Origin of the sequence: Catellatospora aurea, assembly GCF_042663325.1 — a bacterium.
Lineage (GTDB): Bacteria > Actinomycetota > Actinomycetes > Mycobacteriales > Micromonosporaceae > Catellatospora > Catellatospora aurea.
Window position 1 is genome coordinate 152,235 of the sequence record NZ_JBHTAC010000004.1, and the last position, 22,196, is coordinate 174,430.

The 22,196-nt window shown below is 73.9% G+C and carries 23 protein-coding genes; 13 read left to right on the plus strand and 10 right to left on the minus strand.

The annotated features are described in order from the left end of the window. Nucleotides 1–10 precede the first annotated feature (10 nt). The 8 genes from ypfJ (at nucleotide 11) to nhaA (ending at nucleotide 8,541) form a co-directional block, all read left to right on the plus strand. Complete coding sequence (ypfJ, locus tag ACFQO7_RS05970) at nucleotides 11–922, plus strand: KPN_02809 family neutral zinc metallopeptidase (protein ID WP_376805458.1); 912 nt, start codon at nucleotides 11–13, stop codon at nucleotides 920–922. A 136-nt stretch (nucleotides 923–1,058) separates the two neighbouring features. Beyond that, complete coding sequence (locus ACFQO7_RS05975; protein ID WP_376805459.1) at nucleotides 1,059–2,333, plus strand: Gfo/Idh/MocA family protein; 1,275 nt, start codon at nucleotides 1,059–1,061, stop codon at nucleotides 2,331–2,333. 122 nt (nucleotides 2,334–2,455) lie between these two features. After that, the gene (locus tag ACFQO7_RS05980; RefSeq protein WP_376805460.1) at nucleotides 2,456–3,430 is read left to right on the plus strand and encodes an AraC family transcriptional regulator; all 975 of its coding nucleotides are present in this window, start codon (nucleotides 2,456–2,458) and stop codon (nucleotides 3,428–3,430) included. A gap of 321 nt (nucleotides 3,431–3,751) precedes the next feature. Continuing rightward, a complete protein-coding gene (locus tag ACFQO7_RS05985; protein ID WP_376805461.1) occupies nucleotides 3,752–3,877 on the plus strand; it encodes a hypothetical protein in 126 nt (41 codons plus the stop codon). A 168-nt stretch (nucleotides 3,878–4,045) separates the two neighbouring features. Beyond that, nucleotides 4,046–4,477, plus strand: a complete 432-nt coding sequence (locus ACFQO7_RS05990) for a protein-tyrosine phosphatase family protein (protein WP_376805462.1) — start codon at nucleotides 4,046–4,048, stop codon at nucleotides 4,475–4,477. A gap of 78 nt (nucleotides 4,478–4,555) precedes the next feature. Next, nucleotides 4,556–5,053 (plus strand): EXPERA domain-containing protein, encoded by a 498-nt coding sequence (locus ACFQO7_RS05995; RefSeq protein WP_376805463.1) that lies wholly within the window; start codon nucleotides 4,556–4,558, stop codon nucleotides 5,051–5,053. A gap of 83 nt (nucleotides 5,054–5,136) precedes the next feature. Next, nucleotides 5,137–6,945, plus strand: coding sequence for a gamma-glutamyltransferase (gene ggt / locus ACFQO7_RS06000; RefSeq protein ID WP_376805558.1), 1,809 nt, complete (start codon nucleotides 5,137–5,139; stop codon nucleotides 6,943–6,945). Between the two features lie 189 nt (nucleotides 6,946–7,134). Next, nucleotides 7,135–8,541 carry a Na+/H+ antiporter NhaA gene (gene nhaA / locus ACFQO7_RS06005; protein WP_376805464.1) on the plus strand — a complete coding sequence of 469 codons (1,407 nt, stop codon included), beginning with the start codon at nucleotides 7,135–7,137 and terminating at the stop codon, nucleotides 8,539–8,541. A gap of 64 nt (nucleotides 8,542–8,605) precedes the next feature. Here the strand turns inward: nhaA and ACFQO7_RS06010 are convergent, their stop codons facing one another. Genes ACFQO7_RS06010 through ACFQO7_RS06035 form a run of 6 tightly spaced genes read right to left on the minus strand, consistent with a single transcriptional unit; the run spans nucleotide 8,606 to nucleotide 13,582 of the window. Then, complete coding sequence (locus ACFQO7_RS06010; RefSeq protein ID WP_360534265.1) at nucleotides 8,606–9,109, minus strand: DsbA family protein; 504 nt, start codon at nucleotides 9,107–9,109, stop codon at nucleotides 8,606–8,608. A 26-nt stretch (nucleotides 9,110–9,135) separates the two neighbouring features. After that, nucleotides 9,136–9,765, minus strand: coding sequence for a GerMN domain-containing protein (locus ACFQO7_RS06015; RefSeq protein ID WP_376805465.1), 630 nt, complete (start codon nucleotides 9,763–9,765; stop codon nucleotides 9,136–9,138). Further along, entirely contained in the window at nucleotides 9,762–11,123 is a 1,362-nt protein-coding gene (locus ACFQO7_RS06020) for a sensor histidine kinase (RefSeq protein ID WP_376805559.1), read from the minus strand. Before ACFQO7_RS06020 ends, ACFQO7_RS06015 begins: the two co-directional genes overlap by 4 nt. Beyond that, a complete protein-coding gene (locus ACFQO7_RS06025) occupies nucleotides 11,123–11,800 on the minus strand; it encodes a response regulator transcription factor (protein WP_376805466.1) in 678 nt (225 codons plus the stop codon). Before ACFQO7_RS06025 ends, ACFQO7_RS06020 begins: the two co-directional genes overlap by 1 nt. 7 nt (nucleotides 11,801–11,807) lie before the next feature. After that, nucleotides 11,808–13,238 carry a trehalose-6-phosphate synthase gene (locus tag ACFQO7_RS06030; protein WP_376805467.1) on the minus strand — a complete coding sequence of 477 codons (1,431 nt, stop codon included), beginning with the start codon at nucleotides 13,236–13,238 and terminating at the stop codon, nucleotides 11,808–11,810. Beyond that, nucleotides 13,235–13,582: an STAS domain-containing protein gene (locus ACFQO7_RS06035; protein ID WP_376805468.1), complete on the minus strand. Its 348-nt coding sequence runs from the start codon at nucleotides 13,580–13,582 to the stop codon at nucleotides 13,235–13,237. The genes ACFQO7_RS06030 and ACFQO7_RS06035 overlap by 4 nt, the downstream gene beginning before the upstream one ends. A 193-nt stretch (nucleotides 13,583–13,775) precedes the next feature. On the opposite strand from ACFQO7_RS06035, the gene ACFQO7_RS06040 reads away from it, so the two are divergent. Beyond that, a complete protein-coding gene (locus tag ACFQO7_RS06040; RefSeq protein ID WP_376805469.1) occupies nucleotides 13,776–14,405 on the plus strand; it encodes a pyridoxamine 5'-phosphate oxidase family protein in 630 nt (209 codons plus the stop codon). A 79-nt stretch (nucleotides 14,406–14,484) separates the two neighbouring features. Continuing rightward, nucleotides 14,485–14,916, plus strand: a complete 432-nt coding sequence (locus ACFQO7_RS06045) for a hypothetical protein (RefSeq protein ID WP_376805470.1) — start codon at nucleotides 14,485–14,487, stop codon at nucleotides 14,914–14,916. A gap of 1 nt (nucleotide 14,917) precedes the next feature. Here the strand turns inward: ACFQO7_RS06045 and ACFQO7_RS06050 are convergent, their stop codons facing one another. Next, nucleotides 14,918–15,907 carry a linear amide C-N hydrolase gene (locus tag ACFQO7_RS06050; protein ID WP_376805471.1) on the minus strand — a complete coding sequence of 330 codons (990 nt, stop codon included), beginning with the start codon at nucleotides 15,905–15,907 and terminating at the stop codon, nucleotides 14,918–14,920. 54 nt (nucleotides 15,908–15,961) lie between these two features. Further along, complete coding sequence (locus ACFQO7_RS06055) at nucleotides 15,962–16,237, minus strand: hypothetical protein (RefSeq protein WP_376805472.1); 276 nt, start codon at nucleotides 16,235–16,237, stop codon at nucleotides 15,962–15,964. Nucleotides 16,238–16,449: 212 nt separating this feature from the next. On the opposite strand from ACFQO7_RS06055, the gene ACFQO7_RS06060 reads away from it, so the two are divergent. Continuing rightward, complete coding sequence (locus tag ACFQO7_RS06060) at nucleotides 16,450–16,653, plus strand: CsbD family protein (protein ID WP_376805473.1); 204 nt, start codon at nucleotides 16,450–16,452, stop codon at nucleotides 16,651–16,653. 54 nt (nucleotides 16,654–16,707) lie between these two features. Here ACFQO7_RS06060 and ACFQO7_RS06065 read toward each other — a convergent pair whose 3' ends face one another. Together ACFQO7_RS06065 and ACFQO7_RS06070 are read right to left on the minus strand one after the other, a co-directional pair. After that, on the minus strand, nucleotides 16,708–17,379 hold the full coding sequence (locus ACFQO7_RS06065) for a response regulator (RefSeq protein WP_376805474.1): 672 nt from the start codon (nucleotides 17,377–17,379) through the stop codon (nucleotides 16,708–16,710). Beyond that, on the minus strand, nucleotides 17,376–18,665 hold the full coding sequence (locus ACFQO7_RS06070) for a sensor histidine kinase (RefSeq protein WP_376805475.1): 1,290 nt from the start codon (nucleotides 18,663–18,665) through the stop codon (nucleotides 17,376–17,378). The genes ACFQO7_RS06065 and ACFQO7_RS06070 overlap by 4 nt, the downstream gene beginning before the upstream one ends. 160 nt (nucleotides 18,666–18,825) lie before the next feature. Between ACFQO7_RS06070 and ACFQO7_RS06075 the strand changes: the two genes are divergently transcribed. Further along, entirely contained in the window at nucleotides 18,826–19,620 is a 795-nt protein-coding gene (locus ACFQO7_RS06075; RefSeq protein ID WP_376805476.1) for an ABC transporter ATP-binding protein, read from the plus strand. Continuing rightward, nucleotides 19,620–22,142 (plus strand): ABC transporter permease, encoded by a 2,523-nt coding sequence (locus ACFQO7_RS06080; protein ID WP_376805477.1) that lies wholly within the window; start codon nucleotides 19,620–19,622, stop codon nucleotides 22,140–22,142. The genes ACFQO7_RS06075 and ACFQO7_RS06080 overlap by 1 nt, the downstream gene beginning before the upstream one ends. Nucleotides 22,143–22,196 lie beyond the last annotated feature (54 nt).

The window sequence follows — 22,196 nt, forward strand, 5'->3', positions numbered from 1 at the left end:
TCGCGCCGGCATGACCCTCAACGAGAACGCGGACATCGATACCAGCCAGGTGACCGACGCCCGGGGATCCGGGGGCGGCGGAGGCGGCGGAGGCCTCGGCGGCATCCCGATCCCGGTCGGCGGCGGCATCGTCGGCACGCTGATCGTGATCGGGCTGGCGCTGGTGGGCACCTTCCTCGGCCCGCAGATGTTCGGCGGCGGCGACGACGGCGGCCCGGGTGTGAGCCAGACCTGCTCGACGGCCAACCCCGACCGGCTCGACAAGGCCGAGTGCCGCAACACGCTGTACGTGAACTCGATCCAGGCGTACTGGCAGCAGGCGATGCCGCAGACGTTCGGGCAGCCGTACGAGCAGACCGACACCGTCTTCTTCTCCCAGGCCGTGAACACCGGCTGCGGCGCGGCTGACAGCGGTGTCGGCCCGTTCTACTGCCCGCCGGACAAGCAGGTGTACATCGACCTGTCGTTCTACGACGAGCTGGCCAGCCGCTTCGGCGCCGACGGGCAGTTCGCCCAGCCGTACGTGCTGGCCCACGAGTACGGCCACCACCTGCAGAACCTGCTCGGCATCTCGGCGGACGTGCAGCGGCAGTCCGAGCGCGACCCGGGCAGCGCCAACGCGCTGTCGGTGAAACTGGAGCTGCAGGCCGACTGCCTGGCCGGGGTGTGGGCCAAGCACGCCGTGGAGACCAAGGACAACAAGGGCACCGCGATCTTCAAGTCGGTCACCCAGCAGGACATCGACCAGGCCCTGGAGGCGGCCGCCGCGATCGGCGACGACAAGATCCAGGAGAAGTCGGGCGGGCGGGTGGACGAGTCCAAGTTCACCCACGGCACCGCCAAGCAGCGCAGCGACTGGTTCAACACCGGCTACCGCACCGGCGACGGCCGCCAGTGCGACACCTTCACCAAGGGCGTCTGAGGCTCCGCCCGCGGCGGGCGGGAGGGGACGGCCGGGTTCGGGACGTGTCACGTTCCGGGCCCGGCCGCTGCTTGCCGTACCAGTAAACGGTTCCTATAGTGGCCGGGACCGGGAACCGATCTTCGGGAGTGTCCTCGTGAATCCTGTGCGTCTGGCGCTGATCGGCGCGGGTGACCGCGGCAACGCGTACGCCCGCTGGGCCCTGGCCCATCCCGACCGGGCCCGGTTCGTCGCCGTCGCCGAACCCGACCCCGAGCGGCGCGCCCGCTTCGCCGCGGCGCACGGCATCGACCCCGCCGGGCAGCACGACGACTGGCGGCAGCTGCTCGCCGACGGGGACCTCGCGGCCGACGCGGTCGTCATCGCCACCCAGGACGCCGGGCACGCCGACCCGGCCGTCGCCGCCGCCGCGCGCGGGCTGCACATCATGCTGGAGAAGCCGCTCGCGCCGACCCCGCAGGAGTGCGTGCGCATCGTCGACGCGGTCCGCGCGGCCGACGTGATGCTCGCCGTCTGCCACGTGCTGCGGTACGCCCCGTACACCCGGCTGGTCAAGCACCTGATCGACGGCGGGGCGATCGGGGACGTGGTGTCGGTGCAGCACCACGAGCCGGTCGGCTTCTGGCACCAGGCGCACTCGTTCGTGCGCGGCAACTGGCGGCGCGAGGACCTGTCCAGCTTCATGCTGCTGGCCAAGTCCTGCCACGACATCGACTGGCTGCAGCACATCGTCGGCCGCGACATCGCCCGCGTGTCCAGCTTCGGCGGGCTGCGCCACTTCCGCCCCGAGAACCGGCCCGCCGGAGCCGCCGATCGCTGCCTGGACTGCGCCGTCGAGCCGGACTGCCCGTACTCGTCACCCCGGCTCTACCGCGACCGCCTGGCCCGGGGCGAGCACAGCTGGCCGCTGTCGGTGGTCACGCCGGTCTTCACGGAGGAGGCGCTCACCGCGGCCCTGCGCGAAGGACCCTACGGGCGCTGCGTGTACGCCTGCGACAACGACGTCGTCGACCACCAGGTGGTCGCGATGGAGTTCGACGGCGGGGTGACCGCGTCGTTCACCATGAACGCCTTCAACACCGGCGGCCACCGGCGCACCCGCGTCTTCGGCACCCGCGGCGAGCTGGTCTGCGACGGCGTCAGCGTGACCGTGCACGATTTCACCACCGGCGCCGCGACCAGCCACGACCCGGCGACCGGGGGCGGCGCTGACGCCGCGGGCGGGCACGGCGGCGGCGACGCCGGGCTGATGGACGCGTTCACCGCCGCGGTGGCCGCCGGCGACCCGGCGCGCATCCTGTCCGGCCCGGCCCAGACGCTCAACTCCCACCTGGCCACCTTCGCCGCCGAGCAGGCCCGGCACGAGGGCACCGTGGTCACCGTGGCCCGCCCGGCCGCGCTCGCGGGCTGAATCCGCCGGACACGAACCCGCGTCGCGTCCCGCCGGTGCAACACCAGGTTCCCCGGACCGTCGTTTGCCGGATAGGCACCCCGGCCACCACGGCCGGGTCCGCCGCACCGGGGATGGGTGAGATGGCTGAGGGTGTTGCGCTGCGCGTACGCGCACGCGAGTTCGCGACCGGCGACGTGGAGGTGGCCAACGAGGTCCTCCGCGAGTCGTACATCGAGCACCGGCCGCGGCTGTTCGGCGGCGCCGAGGACTTCCGGTTCCGCCAGCACGTGGTGCAGGCCGGCGAGCTCGGCATGGACAGCCTGCGGCACACCGCGACCGTGGAGACGGTGACCGACCCGCTGCCGTACCTGATGTTCGTGGTGTCGCTGAACTCCGACCTCGTCGTCCGGGCCGGGCGCGAGGAGCTGCGGCCGGGGCGCGGCGGGGCCTACCTCTACCCGACCGGCATGCCGCTGACCGTCCGCTGGAGCGACTTCGACCTGCGGCTGCTGCGCCTGCCCGTCGACCGGGTCGCCCGGGTCGCGGCCCGCGCCGGCATCGCGCTGGCCGACTTCCGCTTCGACGGCATGGCCCCCGTCTCCGCCGAGGCGGGCCGGCACTGGCGCGACACCATGGCGTACCTGTTCCACACGCTCAACACGCCGGACACGCCGCTGGCCAACCCGCTCGTGCACGCGGCCGCCGTCGACCTGGCCGCCACCACGGCCATCGCGACCTTCCCGAACACCGCCACCGCCACCGGGTACGTCGGCGAGCCCGGCCGGGTCGCGCCGGCGGCACTGCGGCGCGCGGTGGCGTTCATCGACACGCACGCGCACGAGCCGGTGACCGTCGAGGACATCGCGGAGGCGGCCGGGATCTCCTCGCGCGGGCTGCAGGCGGCGTTCGCCCGGCACGCCGACAGCACGCCGATGGCGTACCTGCGCCGGGTCCGGTTGTCCCGGGCCCACCGCGACCTGCAGACCGCCGACCCGACCCGGGGCGACACCGTGGCCGCGGTCGCCCGCCGCTGGGGTTTCACCAGCCTGAGCCGCTTCGCGGCCGTCTACCGGGAGGAGTACGGCCGCTCACCCCGGCAGACCCTGCGCACCTGACCGGGTCACGGCAGCAGGTGCCGCACGCCTTCCCAGCCGTGATCCGGGCTGACCTTGACTTCGCCCGGCTCCCCGGCCCTTCGGGCTGGAACACCGCCGCGAACATCTCCGGGTCGGCCTGCCCGGTGTCGCGCACGCCCTGGACGGCGTCCGCCGTGGAGTGCTCGGGCTGCGGCTTCCCGGGGAAGGTCATGGTGCGGGAGCACAACCGGTATGGCGTGAGCCCGGCTCGATCCGATCGGTGTGGGCCTGAGGCCAACCCCGACGAGGGCTCGCCGCGTACCTCCCTCAGGACGCCATACGACGACGGGGGAGGGCGCTGTGCGCCGCCGGACTGCGATCATCGCTGCGGGGCTCATCATGCTGGCCGGATGCGGCTCGCCGCCCGCGCCGGAGACCATGCCGTCGACGGTGGTGCGGCTCGACCTCGCCAGGGGCCCGGGCTGAGTCCGTTCTTCACCGCTCGGTGAAGAACGGGCGAAACGGATGCTGCGCTCGTGATGATCCGTTTTTGTGGACGCCAGGTGCCCCCATAGGGGCGTCCAGCGTCCACAAAAACGGATCATCGGAGGCGACGGTTCCGGCGTGTGCTCGCGGGGCTGTTACGGTCGGCCGGTGGTGAGGTGGGAGGAAGGCAGGCCGGGGGTGTTTCGGCTGCCGTCCGGCCGGTGGCTGCGGGGGCGCGGCCTGCGCCGCCCGCTGCCCGAGGGAGCGCCACCGGAGTTCGCGTTGTACCTGCTCGGCGGGCCGCCGCCGGAGACGCCGTGGGCGGCGCGGTGGGTGCGCTGGCGGGACTTCTGGCTGCCCGCCGACCGGGCCGCGTTCCGGGAGGCGCTGGTCGACGTGTTGGAGCGGGCCGGGGACGAGCGGGTCGAGGTCGCCTGCGGCGGCGGGATCGGGCGCACCGGCACCGCGCTGGCCTGCCTCGCGGTGCTCGACGGGGTGCCCGCGGACCGGGCCGTGGCGTACGTGCGCGCCGGCTACCACCCGCGGGCCGTGGAGACGCCCTGGCAGCGGCGCTTCGTGGCGGGGTTCAGGGCGAGCTGATCGCAGGGTGTCGTACGCATGATCGAGGCAGTACATTGCCTGCCAATCGATCACCCTCGCACCGAGTGAGGACACCCCATGAGCGCCAACCTGCCCCTGCGCGAACGCCGGATCGACATCTTCTTCGCGGTCGTGTTCAGCGTCTTCACGATCACGTCGCTGATCGCCGACCTGATGCCGACGCTGGGCTTCGACTTCAGCGAGCCGTCGGACAACTTCATCCTCAACTCCAACTACTGGTACGCCCACGACACCGACCCGCTGTTCATGCACCCCCCGGTGTGGATGCGCATCGTCACCGGCCTGTCCGCCCTGGTCTACATGCCCTTCTACCTGGTACTGGTGTACGCCCTGATCCGCGGCCGCAACTGGATCCAGCTCCCGGCGGTCGTCTACGCCACGATGATCTCGACGATCACCGGGATCATCGTGTTCGGTGTGGAGTTCTTCGGCGAGCCGCAGTGGCAGACCCCCAACCCGGTCAAATTCCTGTCGTTCAACCTGCCGTATGTCCTGTTGCCACTGCTCCTGCTGGTGCGGATGCGCAAACCGGAACCGTTCACCCGGCGGTTCTGACCACGACTCGGCGTGCGCGCGGCGGCCATCCGGCATACGGTGAAGACATCGACCTGATCCGATCCGGGAGGAAGTCCATGAGACTGCGCCACCGCCGTGCGCTCGCCGGCATCGCCGTCGCGACCCTGGCGTCGACCGCCGCCGCCGGGCCCGTCCAGGCGAGCCCGAGGCCACCTGACCTGGACAAGGTCCCGGTGGCGACGGGATACGGCGGCGCGGTCGCGACCGTCGATCTCGACGCGACCAAGGTCGGCCTGGAGGTGCTGCGCAAGGGCGGCAACGCGGTCGACGCGGCGATCGCGGCGGCGGCGACGCTGGGCGTGACCGAGCCGTTCTCGGCCGGTATCGGCGGCGGCGGCTTCCTGGTCTACTATCGCGCCAAGGACCGGAAGGTGTACACCATCGACGGCCGGGAGGCCGCGCCGATGTCGATGGGGGAGACCGCGTTCGTCGACCCGGCGACCGGGCTGCCGTACGCGTTCCAGGAGGCGCGGGTCAGCGGCATCGCCGCGGGCGTGCCCGGCACCCTGGCCACGTGGGACAAGGCGCTGCGCAAGTGGGGGACGACCGACCTGGCCGACGCGCTGCGCCCGGCGGCGAAGGTCGCCGACCGCGGTTTCGTCGTCGACACCACCTTCCGCACCCAGATCAGCGACAACGCGGCCGCGTTCGGGCAGTTCTCGTCCACGAGCGCGCTGTACCTGCCGGGCGGGCTGCCGCCCGAGGCGGGCACCGTGTTCCGCAACCCGGACCTGGCCGACACCTACCGGGAGATCGCCCGGCACGGCACCGGCGCGTTCTACCGGGGCGCGATCGCCCGCGACATCGTCGACACCGTGCAGCACCCGCCGGTGGCCGACGTGCCGATCGGCACCTGGGCGTACCCGATCCGCCCCGGCACCATGGCACTGTCCGACCTGTCCGCCTACCAGGTGCGCACACCGCAGCCGACCCGGGTGTCCTACCGCGGCTACGACGTGTACGGCATGCCGACCCCGTCCAGCGGCGGTCAGGCCGTCGGCGAGGCGCTGAACATCCTGGAGCAGACCGACCTGAGCGCGCTCACCCGCACCGAGGCGCTGCACCGGTACCTGGAGTCGTCCGCGCTGGCGTTCGCCGACCGCAACCGGTTCGTCGGCGACAACACGCCGCGCCCGCTGCTGGAGCAGCTGCTCTCCGACGGGTTCGCCAAGGAGCGGGCTTGCCTGATCAACCCGGCGCAGGCGCTGGTCAAGCCGGTCGCGCCGGGTGAGCCCGACGGCTCGTACGGCGGCTGCGCGGCGGCCGCGCCGAGCCCCGCGGTGACCGAGGGCCAGTCCACGACCAACCTGACCGTGGCCGACCGCTGGGGCAACGTGGTCGAGTACACGCTGACCATCGAGCAGACCGGCGGCAACGGCATGGTCGTGCCGGGCCGGGGCTTCCTGCTCAACAACGAGATGACCGACTTCAACTTCACCCCGACCCAGGGCAGCGCGCCCGACCCGAATCTGCCCGGCCCCGGCAAGCGGCCGCGCAGCTCGATGTCGCCGACGATCGTGCTCGCCGACGGCAGGCCGTTCCTCGCGGTCGGCACCCCCGGCGGCTCGACGATCATCACGACCGTGCTGCAGATCCTGGTGAACCGCCTGGACCTGGGCATGACCCTGCCGGAGGCGGTCGCCGCCGCCCGCGCGACCCAGCGCAACACGGCGGCCGTGCTGGCCGAAGCGGACTTCGCCCCGGACATCCCCGGCCTGACGGCGCTCGGCCACACGTTCGCGGCCAGCCCGGAGATCGGGGCCGCGACCGGCATCGAGTTCCTCGGCCACGGCCGCCTGCTCGCCGCCGCCGAACCCGTCCGCCGCGGCGGCGGCTCGGCGGGCGTGCTCTGGCCCCTCCCCACCAACTGACCCCCTCACCCGCACCCGCCCCCGCCGCGTCTCCAAGACGCCGCGGGGGCGCTGCACTTTCGGGGAAACTGCACGAATCCAGCGCTTCTTTCCTGCACTTTCCGCGAAAGTGCAGCCCCGAAAAGGGCGGGTTGGAGCGCCGGCACGCGGGATCATGGGAAGCGTGACAAAACACGCGGATGGGGCGCGGTGAGCGCGCAGAACACCGAGCCGCGGCCGCCGCGGCCCGGTCCTCGTCCGCGGGTGCACATTCCGGTGCCGCACGTGTCGTACCCGCTGCAGCGCTTCCTGGCCACCGAGGCCGGCGGCGGCCTGCTGCTGCTCATCGCGACGGTGCTGGCGCTGATCTGGGCCAACCTGCCCGGCGGGGGGTACGAGGCGTTCTGGCACACCCAGGCCTCGGTCCGGATCGGCGACATCGGGATCGACCTCGATCTGCGGCACTGGGTCAACGACTTCGCGATGGCGCTGTTCTTCCTCACCGTCGGCCTGGAGATCAGCCGCGAGCTGACCGTCGGGGAGCTGCGCCGCCCACGGGCCGTGCTGGCGCCGGTGCTGGGCGCGCTCGGTGGCGTGATCATGCCGGCGCTGATCTACCTGGCGTTCAACCCGTCGCCGCCCGCCCTGCACGGCTGGGGCATTCCGATCTCGACCGACACCGCGTTCGTCGTGGGGGTCCTCGCCCTGTTCGGGCCGCGCTGCCCGGACCAGCTGCGGCTGTTCCTGCTGACGCTGGCCATCGCCGACGACATCGCCGCGATCGCGGTGATGGCGATCTTCTACACCGGCGGAGTCTCGACGCCCGCGCTGGTGGCGGTGCTGGTGCTGACCCTGGTGCTGGTCGGCCTGCGCTGGGCGCGGGTCTGGCAGTTGCAGGCGTACGTCGTCGTCGGCCTGCTGCTGTGGGTGGCCGTGTTCGCCTCCGGCCTGCACCCGACGCTCGCCGGGGTGATCGTCGGGCTGCTCGTGCCGGCCACGCCGGTGGAGCCGGAGCAGGTCGACCGGCTGCGCTTCTACGGCCGGGCGGTCATCGAACGCGCCGACGCCGTCCGAGCCCGGCTGGCGGCAGCCGCGGCGCGGGCCACGGTGCCGCCCAACGACCGGCTGCAGGACGCGCTGCACCCGGTCAGCGCGTTCCTGGTGATCCCGGTGTTCGGCCTGGCCAACGCGGGCGTGCGGCTGGACGCCGAGACGCTGCGCCGGGCGGCCACGTCACCGGTGACCATCGGCATCGTGGTGGCGCTGGTCGCGGGCAAGACCATCGGCATCAGCCTCGGCGCGGCGCTGGCCCTGCGCACCGGCTGGGGCGAACTGCCCGGCCGGGTGCGCTACGGGCACCTCATCGGCGGCGCGGTGCTGGCCGGCATCGGCTTCACCATCTCCCTGTTCATCGCCGACCTGGCCTTCAAGGACCCGCTCCTGCAGGCCGAAGCCAAGATCGGCGTACTGGCCGGCTCGCTGCTGGCTGCCGTACTCGGCTCCGTCGCCCTGCGCTGCCTCGGCGAGCGCCTGCCCCTGTGCACCGTCGACGACTCCGACGGCATGCCCGAACTCCCCACCGGCCCCTGGCGCGACCCCACCCTCAGCGAACGCTGAAAAGCGAAGGAAGGGCACCTTGTTAACGGACGTCCGTGTAGAAGGTGCCCTTCCTTCGTTTCGGTCAGTGGCGCAGGCCGAGGGAGCTGCGGAGGGCGGCTAGTTCGACCTTGCCCTGGTAGAGGTTGCCGTCGGCGAAGAGGGTCGGGGTGCCGCGGACGCCGGCGGTGACGCCGGAGCGGTAGTCGGTCTCGACGGCGGGGCGGTACGGCTGGGCGGCTTCGCCGGTCACCGAGTCCAGGTCGAGCATCTGCGCGTAGTTCTCCAGGTCGGGGTCGGTGAGCCGGCTCTGGTGGGCGAACAGCAGGTCGTGCATCTCCCAGAAGCGGTCGCCGGAGGCCTCGGCGGCCAGCGCCGCGGTCAGCGCGAACGGGTGCACCGTGAACAGCGGGAAGTGCCGGTAGACCAGCCGCACCACGCCGTCCGACTCGTCGATCAGGCGGCGCAGCACCGGCGCGGCCGCGCCGCAGTACGGGCACTCGAAGTCGCCGTACTCCACCAGCGTCATCGGGGCGTCGGCCGCCCCGTAGACGTGCCGGTCGAGGTCCACCGCGCCGGACTCGGTCACCCTTGCAGCGTAGTTGCCCGGGGTGCTCAGCCGTTGGCGATCAGCGCGGCGTAGTCGGCGGCGCGCAGCGGGTCCTGGCTCAGCGAGGCGTCGGGCAGGGGCACCCCGATCCGCGCGCCCTGCCTGGTGAACACCACGCCGGTGACGTCGCGGCGGCTGGTCAGCGTGCACACGATCTGCCCGAAGGCGAGCACGTCGTCGTTGCGGCCGGTGTTCTCGATGCCCGCGGGCAGCTCGACGTGCGCGACACCGTCGATCAGCCGCACCGACGCGACGACGTCGCGTCCGCCGAGCGCGGTGCCCAGGCCGCGGTCCTGCTCCGCCTCGGTCGGCCCGGCCAGCAGGTCGCCGAGCAGGCGCTGCGGGTCGGGTTCGGCGGCCAGCCGGCGCTGCACCGGGACCAGCGAGCCGTCCCGGATCAGGTACAGGCTCTCCGCGGCGGGCCCGGACGCGGCGGCCGAGGGCGCGCCCGTCGCCACCCGGGACGGCGGGCCCGCCTCGATCACCCGCGGGGTGTCCTCGACCGGCACCCCGCACCCGGCGGCGAGCACCACCAGCAGCGACGGCAACACCAGCATGGACCCGAGCACGCGCCCGGACGACCGCCCCGGCAGCGGCCGCCGGGCGGGCCGGGACGGTGCTGGACGCGGGATCACTGGGCCACCTTCGGCAGGTCGATACGGAAGCGGGCGCCGCCGCCGGGGCGGTCGGTCACGTGCACGCGGCCGCCGTGCGCCTGCACGTGCTGGGCGACCAGGGACAGGCCGAGGCCGGTGCCCTCGCTGTCGCCGCGGGCTCCGGCGGTGCGGCCGCGCACGAACCGGTCGAAGATCGACTCCCGGTCGGCCGGGCTGACGCCGGGGCCCTCGTCGTCGACCTCGACGTAGTACCCGAGCATCCGGCGGCCGCCCAGGCGCACGGCGACCGCGCCGCCGCCGTGGCGCTGCGCGTTGTCGATGAGGTTGACCAGGATCTGTTCGAAGCGCCGACGGTCCACCTGCCAGATCGCGTCGCTGCCCTGGGCGACCGACACCAGGTTCACGTTCAGGCCGCGGGCCCGGCACAGGCGGCGCGCCAGCGCGGGCACGTCGACCGAGGTGCGGTCGGCGGCCTGGTCGCTGCGGGACAGCTCGATCAGGTCCGTGACCAGGTCCTGGAAGCGCTCGACCTCCTCGGTGAGCAGCGCCGCGGCGGTCGCCGTACGCGGATCGAGGTGGGCGCGGCGGCGGGCCAGCACGCTCGCGGCGGCGGACAGGGTCTGCAGCGGCGAACGCAGCTCGTGGCTCACGTCGGCCGCGAACCGGCGATCACGCTCCATGCGCCGCGACAGCTGGTCGACCATCAGGTTGAACGAGGTGGTGAGCCGGGCCAGCTCGGGCTCGGCGGCGGGGTCGAGCCGGGCGCTGTGGTCCCCGGCGGCGATCTCGCTGGCGGCGTTGGCGACCGTGGTGAGCGGACGCAGCACCCGCCGGGACGCGTACGAGCCCAGCAACGCCCCAGCCCCCGTGGTGCCGATCGCGACCAGGGTCAGCACCAGCGCGAGCACCTTCAGCGACCGGTCCAGCTCGCGCATGAAGTCGACCTCGTAGAGGGCCGTGCCGTCGTCGAGCGGCACGGCGATGACCATGGCGGGCACGCCGTCGACGCGTACCCGCTGGATGCCCGGCTCGCCCCGCTCGACCAGGCGGACCAGTCCGTCGGGGATCTCCGCGGCGGTGTTGGCGGTGTCCACCTGGGCGGAGAACCATCGGCTCCCCCGGCGCAGGAAGGCGCGCCGGTCCGCGCCGGTGTTCAGGGCGCTGAGCGCGCTCAGCGCGTCGGGGTTGTCGTCGTCGAGACCGGACGCGACGATCGCGGCGTCCAGCGCCACGGCGCGCACCGCCGAGTCCTCCCGCTGCGCCAGCAGGAAGCGCTCAGTGAGCTGGTAGGACAGCGCGCCCATGACGGTGGACACGCCCAGCGCCCCGACGGCGAAGCCCGCCGTCACCCGCGCGCGCAGCCCCGGCCTGCGGATCATCGCTGGAGCTTGTAGCCGAGGCCGCGGACGGTCACCAGGCGGGCCGGGGCGCCGGGGTCGTCCTCGACCTTCTGGCGCAGCCGTCCGACGTGCACGTCGACGAGCCGCTCGTCGCCGAAGTCGTACTCCCACACCCGCTCCAGCAGCTGCTGGCGCGACAGCACCTGCCCGGCGTGCTCGGCCAGCTCGCACAGCAGCCGGAACTCGGTGCGGGTCAGCGCCAGCTGGTTGCCGCGCAGCAGCACCTCACCGGCCTGGGGGCGGATCTCCAGCTCGCCGACCACGGAGGTGCGCGGGCCTGCCGCGGTGGCGGCGCGGGCCCGCCGTCGCAGCGCCCGCAGCCGCGCGGTGAGCTCCTTGACCGCGATCGGCTTCACGACGTAGTCGTCGGCGCCGGCTTCCAGCGCGGCGACGATGTCGTGCGTGTCGTCGCGGGCGCTGACCACCACGATCGGCACGTCGTCGGCGCGGCGCAGCTCCCGGATGCACTCGAACCCGTCGATGCCGGGCAGCATCAGGTCCACGAGCACCGTGTCCGCGGGCTCGCGGCGCTGCCGGACGAGCCCCTCCTCGGCCGTCGCGGCGGCCGAGACCGTGTATCCCTCGTCCTCGAGCGCGAGCGTCAGCGACAGGCGGATGCGGTCGTCGTCTTCGATGACCAGTACAGCGACCATCGCCGCATCATCGCCCAGAAACCCGGCGTACGGCCAGTGGCGGGCCGCCGACCTCGTAGCCGCCGGGCCGGGTGTGCCGGGTGTGCCCGCCGCTGGACAGCCGCCGGGTGCGGCGCTCCGGGGTCGTTGACTGCCCACTGATGCGCGCCCCTACCAGCGTCATCAGGTGTTCGGCCCAGCTGTCCAGCGTCGGTGGGGTGTCGGCGTGGCGGGCCCGCGGGGCCGGGCCGTGGCGGCCGGTGGCCGCGGCGATGGCGTCGGCGAACGCGCCCGTGTCGTGCGGGTTGACCGCGATCGCCCCCGGCAGGTCGGCGACGCCGCAGGTCAGTTCGCTGACCACGACGGACGCGCCGAGTTCGCCCCGGGCCGCGATGAACTCGTGCGCGGCGGCCACCGTGCCGTGGTGGGTCGGCGTGACCAGGATCCCGTCGCAGGCCAGGTACAGCGCGGCCAGGTCGCGGCGGTCGGGCTCGGCGCGTACGTAGTGCACGACCGCCTGCCCGACGCCGGCGTGCGTGCCGTTGATCTTCGCGATCAGCCGGTCGACCCGTTCGCGCTGCGCGTCCTCGGCCGGGGTGCGCGGATCGCCGCAGGCCACGTGCAGCAGCGCGACCTCGCCGAGGGCCGGCCGGTGCTCGGCGAGGAAACGCTCGAAGGCGTGCAGGCGCTGCTCGACGGCGTCGGCGGGATCCCAGCCCGCGACCGACAGCAGCACGGTCCGGGTCACCCGCATCGCGGCGCGGATCCGCCCGCCCGCCGCGCGCACCGGGGCCAGCCCGGCCAGCCGCCGGGCCCCCGCGGTGTCGGCCGGCAGCGGGTACGCGATGACGCGTACGCCCCGGTGGCCGAGGGTGATGCGGCCCTCGCGCACCGGCAGGCCGTGCACCCGGTCGGCGAGGTCCAGCAGGTTGTCGACGGCGCGCTGGTGCGGCAGCGCGATCACGTCCGCGCCGAGCAGCCCCGACAGCAGCGCCCGGTGCTCGGGCAACCGCGCGAACGACTCCGCGGGCGGGAACGTGGTGTGCAGGTGCATGACGACGGCCAGGTCGGGGCGCATCCGGCGCAGCACCCGCGGCAGCAGCTGGAGCTGGTGGCCGTGGGTCCACACCGTCGCCGAGGCCGACGCCGACGCGGCCACGGCGGCGGCGACCCGGCGGTTGACCGTCAGGTAGCTGTCGAACCAGCCGCTCGGGAAGTCACCGGGCTGGTGGTGGCAGAGCGAGCGGAGCAGGCTCGCGCCGAGTGCGGCGGCACCGGCCCGCGCGGGCGGGAGCGCGCAGCCGTCGCCGCCGGCCGCGGCCCATGCCCCGGACGACGCCGCGACGAGCGGCCGCAGCGACGCCAGCGCGGCGTCGACCTGGCTGCGGCTGTCGTCGGGATCGGCGGCGGGCAGGCGGTCCACGGCCATGACCAGGCCGTACCGCCGCCCGCGGCTCACGGCAGCACCTGCTGCGGGTCGGGCTCCGCGGTCAGCACCTGCAGCACCCGGTCGACGCGGGCGAGTTTGAGGTTGCGCCGCGCCCGTGCGGACGGCGAGCGCAGCGCCACGGTGCCGCCGTCGCGCATGGCCCGGCGGTGGGTGTCCAGCAGCAGCAGGATGCCGGCCGCGTCGATCAGCTCGCAGTCGGCGAGATCGATGACGAGCTGGCGCGGACGCAGCGCCAGCGCCTCCTCCAGCACGTCGTTCACGCTCGGCGCGGACCGCACGTCCAGATCGCCGCGCACCTGCACCTCGACCAACGGCACGACCTGCGTCGCGCCGGCGGGGACCACGTCGTCCACCGTCACCTCCCTGGATGGACTCCGAGCCTTACCCGCCGGTACGGCGATCATCCGGCGGAACCATGACAGTTGTGTGACAGTTCCGCCGTTTCGCGTCAGCCGCCGGGGCCGGGCCCGTCCGGGCCGAGCGGTGGGCCGGTCCACCTGCGCGAGTAGGCTCGTGATTCGGAACACCGACGGGGAGGGCCTGTTCATGAGCGAGCGTCCGCATCGGATCACCGCGCCGGAGCAGCTCCGCGCGCTGCTGGGGGAACCCACGGCGGCGGCCGCCGGCAAGACCCGCACCAGCCTGCACGAGCACGACCGGGCCTGGCTGGCCGCTGCTCGGTTCTGCCTGATGGCGACCTCCCACGCCGACGGCAGCTGCGACGTGTCGCCCAAGGGCGACCCGGCCGGGTTCACGCTGGTGCTCGACGACACCACGATCGCAATCCCGGAGCGGCCGGGCAACCGTCGGGCCGACGGGTTCTTCAACATCCTGGCCAACCCGCAGATCGGCCTGCTCTACGTGGTCCCGGGCCGGACCGACACGCTGCGGATCAACGGACGCGCCGAGCTGGTGTCCGACGCGCCGTTCTTCGACGACATGGTGGTCAAGGGCCACCGGCCGCAGCTGGCCGTGATCGTCTCGATCGACGAGGTGTTCTACCACTGCTCGAAGTCGTTCCTGCGCTCGTCGTTGTGGAAGCCGGAGACCTGGCAGCCCGAGGCGGCCCCGTCGCGACCGCAGATCATGCGGGCGCTGGAGGGCTCGACCAAGTCCGTCGAGGAGCTGGAGGCCTACTACGGGCCCGGCTACGAGGAGTCGATCTACCAGGGCTGAGGTACGCCCGGCGGGTGATGTCGGCCGGGTGATCAGGCAGGTAGCGTCGGGGCCGATCCTCAAATGGGAGGTGTCGGACATGTCAGGCTTGCACCTTCACGACCTGCGCCAGGTGCCCGACGAGACGCTGTATCTACGGCTGATCGTGCTGCGCAAGCACTTCCCGGCCGACTACGAGGCCGAGGACTACGACTACCGCCGCAACGTGTGGGAGGCGGCCAACCGCGCCGTGCAGTCCGAGATCCGCCGCAGGCGTGCCGCACCTCCGGCATGGTGGGTCCTCGAACGCGGGGAGCCGCCGGAGGTCCGGCAGCGCCGCTTCGGCGCGATCGCCGCGTACCTCGTCGGAGGCGGGCTGGCGGTGGCGCTGTCGGGCATCCCTTATCTGGCCGTGCCGCTCATGCTGACGGTGCTCGCCAGCGGTGCGACCTGGCTGGTGCCCGAGGTGCTGCGCAACCAGCGCCAGCCGTTTCTGCGGCCCATCCCGCGCCCGCGTACGCCCCGCGACTGAGTCAGCCGACCGGCTGCCGGAAGCTGTACACGGTCTGCCAGCGCTGCCCGGCCACCACCCGGACCTGCCCGGTGGCCAGGTCGTAGGTCACCGACCACCGCGTGTGCGGCTGCGCCACGGAGCGCAGCAGGTCCATCGCGCCGACCTCCGTCATTCTGCCGCCTGAGGCGTCGAGCGCGTCGGCGAGCAGCCGGTAGCGCCGGTCGTGCCGCCGTTCCTCCTCCCCGACCCCGGCCAGCGGCACGTTCGTCAGCGCCCGCCACGGGGTGGTGCCGCGCTCGACCCGCTGTTGGCCGTCCGTGTACTCGACCAGCGCCGACGCGCCGGACGCGTCCGCGAGCAGGTAGTGCAGCGGCGGGCCGCCGGTGAAGTCGAGGTTGTGCCGGGCGAAGATCGCGAGCGCTTCGTCGACCGTGGCGGCCTGGTCCAGCACCAGCCGCAGGATGCGTACGCTGCCCACGGCCGGTTTGCTCGGGTCCGGCACGGAGCGCGCGCTCTCGTCGGCGGCCATGCCCACGGCGAGACCGCGCTCGTTCAGCCCGTCGAACGGCAGCAGCGGCGCGTCGAGCAGGCGGCGGTCGCCGCGCGGGTCGTCGGCCGCCGAGAAGCCGAGGTAACGCAGGTCCACCAGGGAGATCGAGGCGTGCCCGTCGGGCGGGTCGGCCCGCAGCACCAGCGCGGGGTTGGGGTCCCAGTCGAAGTTGCGCCCGAAGACCGGGTGCGACCGGTCGCCTAGCGCGGCGAACAGCGAGCACCCGAACGGGGCGGCGGCCGTCGGCGCCGGGCCGGACACGGCGGTCTCGTAGTCGCCGGTGTAGGTCATCTCGTACAGCGGCAGATCGTCGACGCGGCGCAGGCTGGCCAGCGTCGCCTCGGCCTCGGCCGCCGACTGCCGCGACGCCGTGCCCCCGGCCGACGGTGCGGGCGTGGGGGAGCTTGCGGGCGTGCAGGATGTCAGAACGAGCAGGAGGACGAACCCGAACCGTCGCATGGGTCCACGGTCGCACGACCCACGTCGATGGGACAGGGTCCGGACGGTCGCGCCTCAGGCCAGGGCGTTGCGGTTGGCGGGGCGCATCGGCAGCCGCCGCCGGGCGCGGCGCGGGGGCAGCACCACCCGGTCGGCGTGGTGGCGCAGGCCGGTTCGCAGCACCCGGACCGGACGGCTCGCGCCCCGAATGAAGGCCCGCGCGGGCAGCCGCACCGCGGACGGGGCCCGCTCGATCCGGCGCTGCCGGGCGGCGGCCCGCCGGCGCAGGGCGAGCAGCAGCAGGTATGCCCCGGCCAGCGCGCCACCGAGCATCACGTCCGCCGCCGTCATGGTTCCGCCCTCCCGAAGCCGCCGCGTGAGCCAGGTCCTCACCGCACCAACGACAAACGTGAGTGGGCCGTTATTACTTCCCGTAGTCGCGTACCTCACGTTTCGGCTCCGGCCTGGGTCCTTCCGATGTGGCCGGGATCGCGCCGGGGTTTGCCGCCGCCGCGCGCCGGGCAGTCCAGAAGGGCACGAGCAGCGACGGAAGGGATGAACCGATGGGAACGGTCGACTCTGCCAAGCACCACCTGCAGGACCTCAAGGGCAAGGTGAAGGAGCACGTCGGCGACGTGACCGACAACCACAGCCTGCAGGCCGAGGGCATCGCCGAGCAGGTTGAGGCGAAGGCGGCCATGGCCGCCGACGACGTGCGTGACGCGGTGCGCGGCCGCGACGACGACCGCGACGACGCCAGGAACTGACGGCGTACGCGGGCGGGCCGGTCCCTGCGCGGGGCCGGCCCGCCGCCGTGCTCGTCAGGCCGCGGGGGTGCCGGTGCCGCCGTCCAGGCGGGCGTCGTGGACCAGGATCGCCGCCTGCACCCGGTTGGTCAGGCCCAGCTTGGCCAGCGCCCGGCTCACGTGGGCCTTCACCGTCGTCTCGGCCATGTCCAGCTCGCGGGCGATGTCGGCGTTCGACAGGCCGCGGGCGACCGCGCGCACCACGTCGCGCTCCCGGTCGGTCAGCACCGCCAGGCGGGCCCTGGCCTGGTCGGCCACCGATGGGCCGCGCTCGGCGAACGAGCTGATCAGGCGGCGGGTGACCGTCGGGGCGAGCATCGCGTTGCCGGCCGCCACGGTGCGCACCGCCTCGGCCAGGTCACGCGGCGGGGTGTCCTTGAGCAGGAAGCCGACCGCTCCGGCGCGCAGCGCGGCGTGCACGTACTCGTCCTGGTCGAACGTGGTCAGCATGACCACGCGGGGTGGCTCCGGCAGCCGGGCGACCGCGGCCGCGCCGGTCAGCCCGTCGGTGCCGGGCATGCGCACGTCCATCAGCACCACCTCGGGCCGGTGCCGGCGGGCCGCCTCGACCGCCTCCGCGCCGTCGCGGGCCTCGGCGACCACGGCGATGTCACCGGCCGCCTCGAGGATCATCCGCAGCCCCGAGCGCACCAGCGCCTCGTCGTCGACGACCAGCACCCGGATCACGCCGCCACCTCCCGGCTCGCCGGCTGCTCCGGCGGGTCGGCCGGGATACGCGCGTGCAGCAGGAAACCTCCGTCGAGCCGGGGCCGGGCCTGCACGGTGCCACCGGCCAGGACGACCCGTTCGGTGAGCCCGACCAGGCCCAGCCCGCTCTGCGGCACCGGCGGGGCCGGGTGCGGCGGCGGCGCGTTCTCCACCGCGACCACCAGCCCGTACGGCTCGTGCCGCAGCGTCACCGTGGTCGGCGCGGCTCCGGCGTGCTTGGCGACGTTGGTCAGCGCCTCCTGCACCACCCGGTAAGCGGTGCGCTGCGCGGACAGTGACACCTCCTGGCGCTGCCCCACGTCGACCAGGCGCACCGGCAGCCCGGCCGCGCGGCTGGCGTCCAGCAGCCGGTCCAGGTCGGCGAGCGTGGGCTGGGGTGCGAGTTCCGGGGCCGTGCCGTCGGTCAGGTCCGGTGCGCGCAGCATGCCCAGCACCTCGCGCAGTTCCTGCATCGCCTCCCGGCCGGTGGTGCGGATCAGCGCGGCCTCCTCGGCGGTGCGCGGGTCGGCGGTGCTGACCTCCAGCGCCCCGGCGTGCAGCACCATCAGCGCCACCCGGTGCGCGACGACGTCGTGCATCTCCCGGGCGATGCGGCGGCGCTCGTCGGACCGGGCCCGCTCGGCGCGCTCATGCTGCTCACGTTCGAGCCGCTCGGCCCGCTCCCGCAGCTGCTCCACGACCTGCCGCCGGGCGCGCACCCACAGCCCGAAGACGAACGGGAGCACGACGGTCATGCCGACCCAGAACAGGGCGGTGAGGGTGCCGCCGAAGATGACGCCGCCGGTCATGCCCTCGTACAGCAGGTCGCTGTGCACCGCGCTCCAGCCGACCGGCACCCCGACGAGGATGCTCGCGACCAGGAAGAACGGCCAGGCGCGACCGGGGTTCTGCGGCCGGCCCGGACGGCCCGCGCCCGCGTAGTAGGACGCGACGAACAGCGCGGCCATCATGCTCAGGGAGAGCCACGTCACCAGCGCGACGACGAACAGCGGCCGGCGCGAGCGGCGGATCAGCGCCGCGCTGACGCCGGCGACCAGCATCATCAGCACGGTCAGTGCCCAGGGCGGCTCGCCCGGCAGGCCCTCGAACATGTAGATCGGCGGCCGCTGCGGGGTGGCCAGGGAGAAGAGAGTCACCGTGCAGCCGAGCGCGAACGGGTACAGCCAGCGCGCGAACCGGCGCAGCGGGCTGCCCGGCTGCAGCCACGACGGCAGGCCGGGGACCCGCGCCACGCTGTGCTCCACGCCCCACCTCCCGTTCCGCCACCGCGCCGGTGATGAGCTTAGGCAGGTGCACACCGGCGGCGGCCACTACTTCCGTCTTCGCCGCCTGCTACTTAAGTAGCGGGTGTTGATCTACTCCTGCCGGAGGGCACGGCCGCCGTCGGGCGGCAGCGTGTCGGCCATGACGAACTTCGACGCCGCGGTGAGCGCGGAAGACCTCACCAAACGGTACGGCTCGGGCGACGCGCAGGTGACCGCGCTGGACGCGGTCACGGTGGCCTTCGGCCGCGGCGAGCTCACCGCGATCATGGGACCGTCCGGGTCCGGCAAGTCCACCCTGATGCACTGCCTGGCCGGCCTGGACACACCGACCGCGGGCCGGGTGTGGCTGGACGGCTCCCGGCACGGCAGCGCCGACCGGGTCGAGCTGAGCGGCCTGCGTGACGACGCGCTGACCGCGCTGCGCCGCGACCGCATGGGATTCGTGTTCCAGGCGTTCAACCTGCTGCCGACGCTGACCGCGTGGGAGAACATCACCCTGCCGCTGGATCTGGCCGGACGCCGCCCCGACCAGGCGTTCGCCGACACCGTGATCGACGCGGTGGGGCTGCGCGACCGGCTGCACCACCGCCCGGCGCAGCTGTCCGGCGGCCAGCAGCAGCGGGTCGCCTGCGCCCGCGCGCTGATCAGCCGCCCGGACGTGGTCTTCGCCGACGAGCCGACCGGGGCCTTGGACTCCCGGGCCGGCGCGGAGGTGCTCGGCTTCCTGCGCCGCAGTGTCGACGAGCTGGCGCAGACCGTGGTCATGGTCACCCACGACGCGGTCGCGGCCTCGTACGCCGACCGGGTGCTGTTCCTGGCCGACGGGAGGATCGTCGACGAGCTGCGCGAGCCCTCCGCCGACCGGGTGCTCGACCGGATCCGCTCGCTGGAGTCCGTCGCGCGCGGCCGCACGGCCGTCGGGGCGGGTGCCTGATGCTGCGGGCGATGCTGCGCGACCTGCGCGCACACCTGGGCCGGGTCGCGATGACCCTGGCCGCGATCGTGCTCGGGGTGGCCTTCGTGGTCGCCACCTGGGTGGTGTCGGACTCCGCCGCGGCCACCGTCGGCAAGGGCTCGTCCCGCACCGATCTCGCCGCGCTCGTGCAGCCCAAGCCGACGGGCCCGCAGGACGCGGAGATCTCCGCCGACGTCGTCGGCCGGCTCGCCCGGCTGCCCGGGGTCACCCGGGCCGAGGGCGTCCGCGCGGGCTACGCGGCCCTGGTCGGCACCAGCGGCAAGATCGGGACCACGTCCTGGGCGGAGACCGCGGGCACCGACTGGGACGGCTCCCAGCGGTTCGCGCTCACCGCGGGCCGGGCGCCGTCGCGCGCCGGGGAGGTGGCGCTGGAGCAGCAGGCCGCCGCAGAGGCCGGGCTCTCCGTGGGTGACTCCGCCCGGGTGCTGCTCGGCGGTGACCGGTCGGACACCGCCACCGTCGTCGGTGTCTTCACCTACCGGGCGACGGGCTGGGGGTTCGACCCGGCGGTGGCGTACGACGCGGACACCGCGACCCGCCTGCTGCGCCACCGCGACGCCGTGCCCGGCGCGGAGCCGGGATTCGCTCGCGTCGAGCTGTCCGGGCCCGACGAGCAGGCGGTCGTCGCGGCCGCCCAGGCCGAACTCGGCGCGGGCTACTGGATCGACTCGGGCAGCGAACTGCGCGAGCAGCAGAAGAAGGAGGCGGCCGGCAGCGCCGACGTGATCCGCAAGGCGCTGCTGGCGTTCGCCGCCGTGGCGCTGATGGCGGGCGTGTTCGTTATCGCGAACACCTTCACCATGCTGGTCACCCAGCGCACCCGGCAGTTCGCCCTGCTGCGGGCCGTCGGCGCGCGGCGGGCCCAGGTGCGCCGGGCCGTGCTGACCGAGGCCGTCGTGCTGGGCCTGGTCGGCTCGACGGTGGGCGTCGCGTTCGGCGCCGGGCTCGGCCTGCTGGCGATGCGCCTGCTGCCGGTGGTCGGGGACGTCGCGTACGTGGTGTCGCCGTGGGCGGTGCTGCTCGGCTACGGCGTGGGCGTGGTGGTGACGGTCGTCGCCGCGTACGGGTCGGCGCGCCGGGCGGCGCGGGTGTCGCCGATGGCGGCGCTGCGCACGGACGCGGCCGTGCCGCGGCGCTCGCTGGTGCTGCGCAGCCTGCTCGGCCTGCTGGCCATCGCGGGCGGGGCGGCCATGGTCGCGGTGACCAGGCCGGAAGACCTGACCGAGCCGATGCGGATGCTGGCCATGGCCGGGGCGGTGCTGGCCTGGGTAGGTGTGCTGCTCACCGCACCGATCATGGTGTCGGCGGTGCTCGCGCCGCTGACCCGGCTGCTGCGCTCGCCCCGCCCGGTCACCCGCATCGCCCTGCGCAACGCGGTACGCGACCCGCGCCGCACCGCCGCCACCTCGTCCGCGCTGATGATCGGGCTGTCGCTGGTGTGCGCGTTCGCGACCGTGGGGCAGACGCTCAACGACGACCTGACCGAGCAGGTGCGCTCGGCGGTGCCCGAGAACGTGGTGGTGCTGCGCGCCGCGGCGTACGGCTACCTCGACGACCCGGCCCGCACCGCCGCGAAGGCCGTGCCCGGGGTGACCGCGCTGGCCGCGCCGCGATCCGGCGGGGTGGAGGTGGTCTCGGCGCGGGGCGCGTCGCAGGACACCGAGTTCACCAGCCTGGACCCGGCCGCGCTCGGCACGGCGCTCCGGCCCCGGATCGTCTCGGGCGGCGCCGACCTGCGGCAGGGGGTGCTGTTGGCCTCGCGGGTCGCCGACGAGCTGGGAGTGCAGGCCGGGGACCAGGTCCGGCTCCGGTTCCCGGTCGTCGGGCAGGCGGGCGAGGCCGCGCCGGTCGAGGTGCCGGTGACCGTCGCCGGCGTGCACGAGGGCAGCGACATGCTGCGCGGGCAGCTGATCGACGACGCACTGGTGCCCGCGGGGGTGTACCGGCAGGGCGACGTCATGTACGCCGTCGGGGCTGACGCGGGCCTGCGCGGCGCGCTGGAGAAGGCGTTCGCGTCGCGGCCGGACGTGCTGGTGCAGGATCGCGAGCAGCTGCTCGACGATCTGCTGGAGCCGTACCAGCTGGTGTTGGGTCTGGTGTATGTGCTGCTCGGGGCTGCGGTGGTGATCGCGGTGTTCGGGGTGGTCAACACGCTGGCGCTGTCGGTGCTGGAGCGGACCCGGGAGCTGGGGGTGTTCCGGGCGCTGGGGGCGTCGCGGGCGCTGGTGCGGCGCACGGTGCGCCGGGAGAGCGTGGTGATCTCGCTGTACGGCGGGGTGCTGGGGATCGGGGTCGGGGTGCTGCTGGGCGGGGTGATGCAGTACGTCATCCTGGCCAATCCGGTGTTCGGCATGTCGGTGCCGTGGTCGACCGCGGTGGTGGCGCTGGCGGGCATGGGGCTGGTCGGGGTGCTCGCCGCGCTGTGGCCGGCGCGCCGCGCCGCCCGCGCCGACATCCTGGCGGCGATCGCCACCGAGTGACCCGCGGCGGCGGCCTGCCGCGCCCCGTTTTCAACGACGTTGGCCTATCTCATC